We start from the raw sequence: 11802 nt of genomic DNA, 5'->3' as shown, positions 1-11802 counted from the left end.
GCGATTATTCCTCGAGGCTCGCCTCCGCTTTCTCGTTGACGAGATTGCGCTCTGCCGCCTTGCGGGACCGGAAATTCTCTGCATGACGGCTGTCCAGGTCGTCCTTCAGGACCTCGCGCGCCTTGGCGAAGATCTCCTCTTCCTCCTCGTCCATGTGGTGCTCGTAGTCGTGCTTCAGAGTCTTGAATCGCGTCAGCCAGCCGGAATTGTCGAAGCCCATGGAATTCAGCTCTTCCATGATGTTGTCCATTTCCTTGTGCTCGGACACCGAATGGCGGGCGTCGTCCTGTGCGCCCGGCTTTTCCATCAGCTTGGCGTAGAAGGTTTCTTCCTCCGCGGCCGCATGCGCCTTCACGTCGTAATAAAACGCGTTCCAGAGCTTTTCGCGCTCCTCGCTGTCGCCATGCGTCCCGGCGAGCCTGTCCAGCAGGTCGCGGTGTTTCGCATGGTCCTCGCGGATTTCCTCGTAGATCGTCGTCATGGCGGTGACCTCCTTTCGATGACGACTTGTCAACGCTTTGCAGGGCGCTTGGTTGCACGTGATCGCACGCCACGCATTGCAACGCCGCGGTCAACGGCATAGATGGTTCACCCTAACCGTCGAAGGAGATGCGGCTTGAGCCTTGCCGATACGATCAGGAACACAATGGTGCCCGTTCATCGCGAGGGATGGCCGTTCGTCGCCGCCTTTGCCGCCGGTGCCATTCTGCTCGGATGGCTGTGGGATCCGCTGTTCTATGTCGGCGTCGCACTGACCGCGTGGTGCGCCTATTTCTTCCGCGATCCGCCACGCGTGACGCCGCTCGACGACGACCTCGTGATCAGCCCGGCCGACGGCAAGGTTTCGGCGGTCGGCCCCGCGGCCCCGCCGCAGGAACTCGGGCTCGGCGACGAACCGCGTACCCGCATCTCGATCTTCATGGATGTCTTCTCGGTGCACATCAATCGCGCCCCGGTCCGCGGCGAAGTGACGGAAATCGCCTACCGGCCCGGCAAGTTCCTCAACGCCGACCTCGACAAGGCGAGCACCGAAAACGAGCGCAACGGCCTCGTCATCGACAGCCCGCACGGACCGGTCGGCGTCGTGCAGGTTGCCGGTCTCGTCGCGCGGCGCATCCTGTGCTGGTCGAAGACCGGTGATGAATTGACCGCCGGCGAGCGTTTCGGCCTGATCCGCTTCGGCTCGCGCGTCGACCTTTATCTGCCCGAGGGCGCCGTGCCGCGTGTCGCGCTCGGTCAGACGGCCGTCGCGGGAGAGACCGTCATTGCCGATTATCGCGCCGATGCCGCAACGGCACCGAGCCGGACGAGTTGAGGTCGCCGATGGAGATCGAAGGTCCGTTTCCTCCTTTCGAGCCCCATGGTCCGGGCGAAAACGGGGATTTGCCGAATAACAACAACAAGCGCTTGCGTGACATTCCGCTGCGCGTCGTTCTGCCCAACATCATCACTGTGCTCGCTATTTGCGCCGGCATGACGGGCGTACGGCTGGCCTACGAACTGCGCTTCGACGACGCCGTCTACATGGTTCTGCTGGCGGCTTTCCTCGACGGTGTGGACGGCCGTGTCGCGCGCCTCGTCAAGGGCACGTCGAAATTCGGCGCCCAGATGGATTCGCTTGCCGACATCGTGAATTTCGGCGTCGCACCGGCGCTCGTGCTCTACGCCTTTGTGCTCGACCAGGCGAGTTCGCTCGGCTGGATCGCCGCACTTCTCTACGCGATCGCCTGCGGCCTGCGCCTGGCGCGCTTCAACGTGATGCTGGAGAACAAGGACCGGCCGCAATGGCAGGGTGCCTATTTCACCGGGGTTCCCGCGCCGGCGGGCGCGTTTCTGGTACTGCTGCCGGTCTATCTCGGCTTCCTCGGCATCGCGCCGGATTTCTACTACGCGACCGTCGTCTCTTTCTACACTGTTGCGGTGGCGTTCCTGCTGGTGTCGAACCTCCCGGTCTGGTCCGGCAAGTCGCTTGGCGCCCGCATTCCGCGGGTTGCCGTCATGCCGCTGATTCTCGGCGTCGTGTTCTATGTCGCTATGTTCGCGACCTTCACATGGGAGACGCTGACGCTGTCTGTGCTGGGATATCTTTTCTTCCTGCCGTTCAGCCTGCGCATGTGGCGCAGGCAGGCCGCCGCGCACGCGGCTGCGGCGCGCAGCAACGGCGACTGACCCTCAGGCCGCTTCCTTGTCCTTCTTGTCCTTGATCCCGAGCTTCTTCTCGACCCATTTCCTGGTCGTCTCGTAGTCCGTCTTGCCGGAGCCGAGCACCGGAATGTCGGGGAAGGGGACGATTTCGGAGGGAACCATCAGTTCGGTGGCGCCGCTGCGCTTGCCGTATTCGACGATTTCCTTCTTGTCGGGATGCGCTTTCGTCGTGGCGAGGACGATACGCTCGCCCTTGCGCCGGTCGGGCACCGAGACGGCCGCATGGTGGTCTTCCGGCCACAGGGCCTGAACGAGCATTTCCACTGCGCCGAGCGATACCATCTCGCCCGCGATCTTGGCGAAGCGCTTGGCTCTTCCGCGCACGGCGATGAAGCCGTCGCGGTCGATGGCGACGATATCGCCGGAATCGTGCCAGCCGTCGGAAAGCGGCTGCAGTTCGCCGGGACGGTCGGCCTTCATGTAGCCCAGCATGACGTTCGGTCCCTTGATCCACAGCCGTCCGCCTTCATCGATGCCTTCCACCGGTTCCAGCCGGATAGAGATCCCCGGGAATAGCCTCCCGACCGACTCGCCTTGTTCATGGGTCGAAGTGTTCGCCGCGACGACCGGCGAGGCTTCGGTCAGGCCGTAGCCCTCCAGCACCTTGCAGCCGAAGCGTTCCGCATAGAGTTCGCGCGTATGCGGCTTGACCGCCTCGGCTCCCGCGACGACGAAGCGCAGGCTTTCGAAGTCGGTGTTCTTGGCCGTGCGGGCATATCCCATCAGGAAGGTGTCGGTGCCGAACATGATCGACGGGCGCACTTTGGCGGCGGCCGCCGGAATGAGTTTGTAATGCAGCGGCGAGGGATAGAGGAACAGCCGGACGCCGTAGAGCAACGGCAGCACGGTGCCGCCCGTCAGCCCGAAAGAGTGAAATACGGGCAGGACATTGAAAAGCGTATCCTCAACGGAGATGGAGAACCGCGATTCCGCCTGCGCCGCGTTGACGTGAATGTTGCGGTGCGACAGCACGACGCCCTTCGGCGTGCCTTCCGAGCCGGAAGTGAACAGGATCACCGCCGGATCCTCTGCGTCGACCGGCACCAGCGGGCGTTTCCATTGCAGCGCGGCGGAGAGCTTCTCCAGCGTCGTCACCGTTTCGCGTAAGTCTTCCAGCCAGACGATTTTCGTGCCGTTCGCCTCGATCGCATCGGCGATGTGCTGCAGTTCGGCCTTCTCGATGAACGCGTGGGAGGACAGTACCGTGCGGATTTTCGCTGTGTTGATCGCCGAGACGATATTGGCCGGCCCGGCCGAGTAGTTGAGCATGGCGGCAACGCGGCCGGCCGTCTGCAGCGCAAGGAAGGTCACCACCACCCCGTTCGCATTGGGCAGGAGAATACCCATCGTTTCGCCGCGATTCGACATGGCGACGAAGCGTTTTCCGAGTACGCGGGCGCCGATCAGCATCAGCTTGTAGGTGAGGGAGCCGGTAACGGCGTCCTCGAGGATCGTCCGCCCCGGTCCGTAGGTCTTCGCGGCCTCGACAAAGGCACGGAACAGGCCCAGCGACAGATCGGCCGTGTCGATACGCGCCAGCGCCATGCGGTCGAACAGGACATTGGCGGGCGTGACGAAATTGCGTCCGGCTTTTTCGATCAGCGCGTCGATGCGTTCGGCGGGCAGCGCGTGCACGCTCAGCGCGGGAAAGCGATGGCGCGGCGCCTTGGAGGCGGGCGTGAAGGAAGACGGCAGGAAACGGCCGTTTTTCAGGTGCAGCGGAACGATCCGGGCATTCGACTTGCGCGCCAGCAGCGTCACGGCGCGATAAAGCCGGAACCGGACGGGATCGGGCTCGACATCCTCGGGGAAATAGACCGCGAGCCGGCCGTTACCCTTCAGGTGGCGCACGAGCCGCCGGTTGGCGATCATGTGCTCCTTGTCGAAGACGACCGATCTGGCGAGCGACCGGAAGGTCTGGACCAGCCAGGAGCCGGCGGATGCCGGATCGAGGACATGCAGTGTGTCGTCGGGAAGGAGGGCCATGTAGATTGCGGGATCGAGCTTCGACTGCTCGCAAATCGCATAGATCACCGGGCCATCCGCCCTGCGCGGGCGGCGCAGGCGGTGGGTGTCGATCCGGTAGATGACCTTCAACGGCGCGAAATACAGGGCCTGCCGGAAATAGACGCCAGTGGCATTCATTTCCAACAGGGCGACGGTTACCAGTCCGGTGACCAAAACGGCCACGCATGCGGCGACGACCAATGCCATAAGCTCCTCCCGGATTTCTCCGTGCGGCTCTTTCTGCCCGCTTTGCTAAAAGGATAGCGGCTGGCGGACTTCGGTCAATCGGAAAAGAATACCGGCCCTATGCGCATTCGCGCAGGCAGGGGATGAATGGCTTGTAGCGTTCCCAGGTTCCGATGGAGGAGGTGAACATGGGTTTGCGGACCTGTCCGGCGCTCGCGGTGCGCACGATGCGCCGTGTTTTGTGGAATTCGAGGCATTTCTGTTCGAATTCCAGTCCGAGCCTGTCGAGCAGGCCGCGTATTCCGGTATCCGGATTGCGGACCAGCGACTCGTAGTTCACTTCGATGATGTCGTCGCCGAACAATCCTTTCCAATGGTCCATCAGGCGTTCGTACAGGCCGTGATATTCTCCCAGGACCTCCAGGTTGTAGCTGAAATGGTGTCCTCCGGACGGGAAAAACGTCTTGAACAGCGAGATGCAGGTGTCGCGCGGATCGCGCGTGCAATGGATGATGCGGGCGTTCGGGAAAACGAGCCGGATCATCCCGATGAGCATGAAGTTCGCGGGCAGCTTGTCGGTGTGGAACTGCCCGGCATCGATCCGTTGGCGAGCATTCGACATGTAATCGTCGGCGATGCGTTCCGCATCGGCTTTGGTCATGTCGGGTGCAGCGGACGGAAAGCCGCGTGGATCGATCTGGCTCATCGCGGAGAATACGGATCGCGGAAAATGCGCCAGTTCGCCCGTGCCGGTAATTTGCGAATGGCTCGCCAGTATCTGTTCCACCAGCGTCGTGCCCGAACGCGGCATGCCGAGAATGAAGATCGGGCGGTCGTCGGGATCGCCGAAACCGCTGCGTTCGGCGAAAAAGCGTTTGTTGAACACCGATATGAGCTGCTGGAACTCTGCCCGGGTTTGCTCGATGGAATATTGCAGTTGCCGGCTGCGGATCGCGTTGCCTTCCTGATAGTAGTCGAACGCCGCGCCGAAATCCTCGTTCAGGTCCTCGATCTTGCCGAGCGCGAAGCTCAGGAGCATTCTTTGCTCGCTCTCCTTCTGCGACCGCTTATAGGCCATGCGCATACGGTCTTGCTGCGTCTCGGTCGCAGTATCCGCGATCATGGAGAAGGACAACATGGCGTTTGCGTGATCCGGATCGAGCCGCATCGCGGTATCGTAATGTTCCTTGGCGCGGTCTATGTCGCCGATGTCGCGAAGTGCCTGTGCCAAGCCGTAATGCGCCTCCGTGAGATTTGGCTGCGAAGCCAGTGCCTGCTTGTAGTGGCGAGTGGCCTGCTCGACCTGGCCGACCGCGAGCAGCGCATTCGCCGTGTTGGCATGCAACTGGGTATTTCTGGGACTGATCTCGAGCGCGGACCGGTAAAGGCGCAACGCCTCGTCCGTATTATTGCGCCGCATTTCGAGCTGGGCGAGATTGTTATAAGCCTCGATGGCGCCGGGATTGAGCCGTATTGCGGCGTGAAAGGCTTCGGCCGCCTCGTTCGTCCTGCCAGTCGCTGAAAGGGCGGAGCCGAAATTCGCCTGCGCCACGCCGTTTTCGGGATTGCCGCGAACCGCCTTTTCAAGCGCCGCGGCTGCCCGGGCAGGATTGCCGCGCTGCAGGTACATGACACCAACCATGTGATTGGCTTCCGAGTGACCGGCGTCCTGGGCAAGGATTTCGTTGCAGGCAGCTTCCGCGTCCGAGAGGCGACCTGCCCGCATGAAGCCGACGGCTTTGCGAAGCTGGTCGAGATGCGGATCGATAGGTGTTCCGGTTTTTCTGGCAGTGACTTTGGTAAGTTTTGCGCGCTTGCGTTTCTCGTACCGATTCACCGGGAACTCCAAAAAAAGAGGCCCCTCCCAGAACAAGCTTTTCATTCCATAGTATAAAACGTCAATGCCCGTGCGATCACAAAATTGCGATTAATGGCGCAAAATTCATTATCTGAATTGCATAATTTCGGAGCGTGGCCGCTCAGTCACACCATTCGAGGGTGCGGACCTTCCACAGCTTGCCGGTCTCCGTGATATCTGGCCCTGCCAGCGGAACGATCTTGGCTGCCACGTCTTCGGCGGAGGGGAGCGTTTCCGGGTTTTCGCCCGGCATTGCCTGGGCGCGCATGCGTGTGCGCGTCGCGCCCGGCTCGACGCTGTTGACCCGCAGCGGCGAATTCACGGCCTCGGCGGCCCAGGTGCCCGCCAGCGCCTCGACCGCCGCCTTTGATGCGGAATAGGGACCCCAGAACGCCCGGTGGTTGCGCGCCACGCCCGACGACATCAGGATCGCACGGCCGGCATCCGACTTGCGCAAGAGCGGATCGGTCGTGCGGATCATCCGCCATGTCGCGGTGACGTTTATCGTCATCACCTGTTCGAACGCCTTGGCCTGAACGTGGCCGATCGGCGAGATCGGGCCGAGAATGGCGGCATTGGCGACGAGGATATCGAGCTTGCCCCAGCGGTCGTTGATGGCGCCGCCGAGCCGGTCGATACCGTCGAAATCCGTCAGGTCGAGCGGCACGAGCGTTGCCTGGCCGCCCTTGGCACGAATGTCGTCGTCGAGTTCCTCGAGTGCGCCGGCGGTGCGCGCCACCGCGATGACGTGCGCGCCAAGCCCGGCCATCTGCAGGGCGATCTCGCGGCCGATGCCGCGCGATGCGCCGGTCACGAGAGCGAGGCGGCCGGAAAGGTCGGGTGTCATGTCCATCGAAAGGCTCTTTTTGGATCAGTTGCTGCCGGCAAGGATCGACAGCTGGCGCACATTGTCGGTGCCGTCGCGGTCGAGCAGGAGGGTCGGATAGGCTCCGGTGAAGCAGGCATCGCAGAACTGTGGCTGTTCGGCGTCGCGCACCGCTTCGCCGACGGCTCGGTAAAGCCCGTCGATGGACAGGAAACCGAGCGAATCGACGCGGATGAAATCCGCCATGTCCTCGACATTCATCCGCGAGGCGAGGAGTTTGTTCGTCTCCGGAGTGTCGACGCCGTAATAGCAGGACGACACCGTCGGCGGCGAGGCGATGCGCATATGCACTTCCTTGGCGCCGGCTTCGCGAACCATTTGCACGATCTTCTGGCTGGTCGTGCCGCGCACGATCGAATCGTCGACGAGGATCACGCGCTTGCCCTCGAGAGAGAGGCGGTTGGCGTTGTGCTTCAGCTTCACGCCCATGTGGCGGATCGAATCGGTCGGCTGGATGAAGGTGCGCCCGACATAGTGGTTGCGGATGATACCGAGTTCGAAAGGCAGCTTCGCTTCCTGGGCATATCCGATCGCGGCCGGCACGCCGGAATCGGGAACCGGCACGACGATGTCGGCTTCCACCGGCTTCTCCCTGGCCAGTTCCACGCCGATGTTCTTGCGCGCCTCGTAGACGTTCTTGCCTTCGACATAACTGTCAGGGCGCGCGAAATAGACATATTCGAAAATACAGAAACGCCCCTTCTGCTGCTCGAAGGGGAAATGGCTTTCCAGCCCCTTGTCGGTAATGACGACGACTTCGCCGGGTTTCACGTCGCGGACGAAACGCGCGCCCATGATATCGAGCGCACAGGTTTCCGAGGCGAGGATCCACGAGCCCTCGAGGTCTCCCAGCACAAGCGGGCGGATGCCGAGCGGGTCGCGGGCGCCGAGCATCTTCTTCGGGGAAAGTGCGACGAAGGAATACGCGCCTTCCAGCTTCTTCAGGCCGTCGATGAATTTGGCGAGAAGGTCCTTTTCGGGACTGACGGCAACGAGATGCAGCAGCGTTTCCGTATCCGAGGTCGACGAGAAGATCGCTCCCGCGCGCTGCAACTCGCGCTGCACGGTCATCGCGTTGGTGACATTGCCGTTATGCGCGACGGCAAGGCCGCCCGATTCAAGTTCGGCGAACAATGGCTGAACGTTGCGCAGGCCGGAATCTCCGGTTGTCGGATAGCGCGTATGTCCGATGGCGCGGTCGCCGCTGAGCCGGGCGATGACCGACGGCTTGGTGAAGTTGTCGCCGATCAGGCCGACATGGCGTTCGGCGTGAAACTGCGAACCGTCGAATGTGACGATACCGGCCGCGTCCTGTCCGCGATGCTGCAGCGCGTGCAGGCCGAGCGCCACGAAGGACGCCGCGTCGGAACGGCCGAAAATGCCGAACACGCCGCACTCGTCGTGGAAATGGTCGTCGGCCTCGGCCTCGATTGTGTTGATCACGTTCATGAAGCCGAACTGTCCGCGTTGTCCGAACCGCCGCCGGGCAGGATACCGTCGATATCCTCGGGCAACATGTTGACCAGGCTTTGGGCCAGCGAGTCCAGGAAGGGTTTCGATTTTGCGCCGTCGATCCAGGCGATTTCGCGCCCGCCGACGAAGAAGCCGAGGAACCAGACCGCGACGGCGGCGATCAGGACGCCGCGTGCGGCGCCGAAAACGAAACCGAGTGTGCGGTCGAGCGGCCCGATCCGGCTGTCGATGATTAGATCGGCGATGCGCATGGTAATGAAAGTTACCACGATGAGAACCACCAGGAAAATGACGCCGCCAGCGACGAGCTGGGCGATCAGTTCGTGATCGACATAGGGCTGCACCAGCGGGGCGGCCCGCTTGTAGAACAGGAAGGCGACGACTGCCGCTGCGCCCCACGACACGATCGAGAGCACCTCGCGTGAAAAGCCGCGGACCATGGCAAGAACCGCCGAAACGAGCGTGAGACCCAGCAACAGGCCGTCAAGCAGGGTAATGGGCATGAAATAGTGTCTCCGAAGAAGGCGTGACAGAAGCTTTCATCGCCTGCATTGTCGTGTCCCTGGCGGAACGCACCGCCTCAAAACTCATCGTTGTCGCGCTCGCGCGTCAACAGCTTGCCGCCTGCGATGCGGGCCACGAGGTCGGGCAGATCCGCGATCTCCGCGGAAGTCTTCCTGCTGGCCTCGGAAACATCCTGGCTGCCTTTCGGCATGACGGCTGACTTGAACCCCAGCTTTTCGGCCTCTTTCAGACGTTGCGCGGCATGCGCCACCGGCCTGATCGCACCCGACAGGCTGACTTCGCCGAAATAGACGCAATCGGGCGGCAGGGCAAGACCGGCAAGCGACGACACCAGCGCCGCCGCCACGGCGACGTCGGCCGCCGGCTCGGTGATGCGATAGCCGCCCGCCACATTGAGATAGACGTCGTGCTGCCCGAGCCGCACGCCGCAATGGGCTTCGAGCACGGCGATGATCATCGACAGACGCGCCGAATCCCATCCGACGACGGCCCGGCGCGGCGTGCCGAGCGAGGAGGGCGCGACGAGCGCCTGGATTTCGACAAGGACCGGCCGGGTGCCCTCCATGCCCGCGAAAACCGCCGCGCCCGGCGCGCTTTCGTTGCGCTCGCCGAGGAACAGTTCCGACGGATTGGAAACCTCGCGCAGTCCGTCCGACGTCATTTCGAAGACGCCGATCTCGTCGGTCGGGCCGAAGCGGTTCTTGACCGTGCGCAGGATGCGGTAGTGGTGGCCGCCTTCGCCCTCGAAATAAAGCACGGCATCCACCATGTGCTCGAGCACGCGCGGTCCGGCGATCTGGCCGTCCTTGGTGACATGGCCGACAAGCACGATCGCGGCGCCCGTCGATTTCGCGTAGCGGATCATCGACTGGGCGGCGGCGCGCACTTGCGTCACCGTGCCGGGCGCCGATTCCGCCGAGTCGGTCCAAAGGGTCTGCACGGAATCGAGGATCACGAGGTCGGGACGCTGCCGTTCCATCGACAGCGTCGCCAGGATGTCCTCGATATTGGTCTCGGCGGCGAGCTTGACGTCGGTGTCGGCCGCATTGAGACGCTGCGCGCGCAGCCGCACCTGCGCTACCGCCTCTTCGCCGGAGACATAGATGACGCTGTGGCCCTTGCGCGCCAGCGCGGAAGCGGCCTGCATCAGCAGCGTCGACTTGCCGATGCCCGGGTCGCCGCCGACCAGCAGCGCCGAACCGCGCACGATGCCGCCGCCGGTCACCCGGTCGAGTTCGGAAATGCCCGACAGGATGCGCGGCGCGTCCTCGATCTCGCCCGACAGCGTGGTCAGCGCGACCGCGCGGCCCTTGTTCTTCGGCTGACGGCCCGGGCCGCCGCCGATCCCGCCGGTCGGATCCTCCTCGACGATGGTGTTCCATTCGCCGCAGGCGTCGCATTTGCCCGCCCAGCGCGAGTGCACCGTGCCGCAGTTCTGGCAGATGAATTGTGTGCGGGCCTTGGCCAAGAATGGACTTTCGAAGAATCAGCTTTCGTCGGCTTGCAGATACCGCCGCTCATAGCGCGCGCCGAGATTGGTGAGAAGCTCGTAACCGATGGTTCCGGCGGCCGCTGCCGCCTCATCCAAAGGAATATTCGGTCCGATCAACTCGATCCAGCCGTCATCCAGTCCGCCGTCGGGCACGTCGGTAACGTCGAAAAGCATCAGATCCATGGTGATGCGGCCGAGAAGCGGCACCCGGCACCCGCCGATGCAACCGTGCTGGCCATGCGGAACCGCCTCGCGCAGCGCCACCCCGGCGCCCGATCCCGCGCGCGGATAACCATCGCCATAGCCGACCGAAACCACGGCGATCGCGGTGTCGCGCTCCAGCGTTTGCGTCGCGCCGTAGGAGACGGTTTCGCCCTTTCTTGCATGCCGTACCTGGACGATCCGGGTTTCCAGCGTCACGACGGGCCGCATCGGATTGGGGGCGCCCGCGGTCGGCCGGCCGCCGAAAATGGAGATGCCCGGACGTGTCAGGTCATGCGCGTAACCGGCGTCGAGGAAGATGCCGGCGGAGTTGGCGAGGCTTGATTCCGTATCTTCGAAAACATCCACAACGCGTTGAAACGATTCCCTTTGCAACCTGTTGAGAGGATGACCCGGCTCCTCGGCGCAGGCCAGATGGCTCATCACCAGTACGGGCGAGACGAGATGTTCGGCCCTGTTGCGCGCGCGGAAGGCGAGCGCTTCCTCGACAGTCAGGCCAAGCCGGTTCATTCCGGTATCGACCATGATGGCGCAAGGGCTGCGCAGACCCCGTTCGAGGCAGTGTCGGCTCCACAATTCGATCTGTTCTAGGCTGTTGAGGACCGGAATCAGGCCCGCCTCTATCATCGTCGCCGCCGACATTTCGTGCACGCCGTTCAGGATGTAGATGTCGGCTTTCGGCGCGATCCGGCGCACCGCGATGCCTTCCTCCGGCAGGGCGACGAAAAACGCCTCGCAACCCGCTTCGAGAAGAGCCGGAACGACATGCACCGTGCCAAGACCGTAGGCATCGGCCTTGACCACGGCGGAGCACTTGGCGGTGCCGGACCGGCCCGAAAGGTCGCGCCAGTTGGCGACGAGCGCGGAAAGGTCGACCGTCAACCGGCCTCCGGCAAGCCTCGGATCCGCGCCTGTCTGGTGGAGTTTCATGCCCATTCAGATCCGCCC

Annotated in this window: 10 protein-coding genes; 2 read left to right on the top strand and 8 right to left on the bottom strand. The window is 63.2% G+C overall.

The features are described from left to right. Positions 1–4: 4 nt before the first annotated feature. The gene (locus IG169_RS07615; protein WP_193175579.1) at positions 5–481 is read right to left on the bottom strand and encodes a hemerythrin domain-containing protein; all 477 of its coding nucleotides are present in this window, start codon (positions 479–481) and stop codon (positions 5–7) included. Positions 482–616: 135 nt separating this feature from the next. Here IG169_RS07615 and IG169_RS07610 point away from each other — a divergent pair, with 135 nt between their 5' ends. Beyond that, a complete protein-coding gene (locus IG169_RS07610; RefSeq protein WP_193175578.1) occupies positions 617–1315 on the top strand; it encodes a phosphatidylserine decarboxylase in 699 nt (232 codons plus the stop codon). Positions 1316–1329: 14 nt separating this feature from the next. Further along, the gene (gene pssA, locus IG169_RS07605; RefSeq protein WP_193175696.1) at positions 1330–2169 is read left to right on the top strand and encodes a CDP-diacylglycerol--serine O-phosphatidyltransferase; all 840 of its coding nucleotides are present in this window, start codon (positions 1330–1332) and stop codon (positions 2167–2169) included. A 3-nt stretch (positions 2170–2172) separates the two neighbouring features. Here pssA and IG169_RS07600 read toward each other — a convergent pair whose 3' ends face one another. From IG169_RS07600 to alr, 7 genes are all read right to left on the bottom strand, one after another. Continuing rightward, positions 2173–4419: an AMP-binding protein gene (locus tag IG169_RS07600; RefSeq protein ID WP_246717230.1), complete on the bottom strand. Its 2247-nt coding sequence runs from the start codon at positions 4417–4419 to the stop codon at positions 2173–2175. Positions 4420–4516: 97 nt separating this feature from the next. Then, positions 4517–6235 carry a sulfotransferase gene (locus tag IG169_RS07595; RefSeq protein ID WP_193175577.1) on the bottom strand — a complete coding sequence of 573 codons (1719 nt, stop codon included), beginning with the start codon at positions 6233–6235 and terminating at the stop codon, positions 4517–4519. Between the two features lie 142 nt (positions 6236–6377). Next, a complete protein-coding gene (locus tag IG169_RS07590; protein WP_193175694.1) occupies positions 6378–7103 on the bottom strand; it encodes an SDR family NAD(P)-dependent oxidoreductase in 726 nt (241 codons plus the stop codon). A gap of 24 nt (positions 7104–7127) precedes the next feature. Beyond that, the gene (gene purF / locus IG169_RS07585; RefSeq protein ID WP_193175576.1) at positions 7128–8591 is read right to left on the bottom strand and encodes an amidophosphoribosyltransferase; all 1464 of its coding nucleotides are present in this window, start codon (positions 8589–8591) and stop codon (positions 7128–7130) included. Next, positions 8588–9118, bottom strand: coding sequence for a CvpA family protein (locus tag IG169_RS07580; RefSeq protein WP_193175575.1), 531 nt, complete (start codon positions 9116–9118; stop codon positions 8588–8590). The genes purF and IG169_RS07580 overlap by 4 nt, the downstream gene beginning before the upstream one ends. 77 nt (positions 9119–9195) lie before the next feature. After that, positions 9196–10608, bottom strand: coding sequence for a DNA repair protein RadA (gene radA / locus IG169_RS07575; RefSeq protein WP_193175574.1), 1413 nt, complete (start codon positions 10606–10608; stop codon positions 9196–9198). An 18-nt stretch (positions 10609–10626) separates the two neighbouring features. Then, complete coding sequence (alr, locus tag IG169_RS07570; protein WP_246717224.1) at positions 10627–11790, bottom strand: alanine racemase; 1164 nt, start codon at positions 11788–11790, stop codon at positions 10627–10629. Positions 11791–11802 lie beyond the last annotated feature (12 nt).

It is taken from the genome of Oricola nitratireducens, from assembly GCF_014904745.1.
In the GTDB taxonomy this organism is placed as follows: Bacteria; Pseudomonadota; Alphaproteobacteria; order Rhizobiales; family Rhizobiaceae; genus Oricola; species Oricola nitratireducens.
This window is presented reverse-complemented; position numbering and strand designations above follow the sequence as displayed.

Excerpts from the sequence above, each read along its gene's own strand:
- IG169_RS07615 (WP_193175579.1), bottom strand. The coding sequence starts at position 481 with ATGACGACGATCTACGAGGAAATCCGCGAGGACCATGCGAAACACCGC.
- IG169_RS07600 (WP_246717230.1), bottom strand. The coding sequence starts at position 4,419 with ATGGCATTGGTCGTCGCCGCATGCGTGGCCGTTTTGGTCACCGGACTG.
- IG169_RS07590 (WP_193175694.1), bottom strand. The coding sequence starts at position 7,103 with ATGACACCCGACCTTTCCGGCCGCCTCGCTCTCGTGACCGGCGCATCG.
- purF (WP_193175576.1), bottom strand. The coding sequence starts at position 8,591 with ATGAACGTGATCAACACAATCGAGGCCGAGGCCGACGACCATTTCCAC.
- IG169_RS07580 (WP_193175575.1), bottom strand. The coding sequence starts at position 9,118 with ATGCCCATTACCCTGCTTGACGGCCTGTTGCTGGGTCTCACGCTCGTT.
- alr (WP_246717224.1), bottom strand. The coding sequence starts at position 11,790 with ATGGGCATGAAACTCCACCAGACAGGCGCGGATCCGAGGCTTGCCGGA.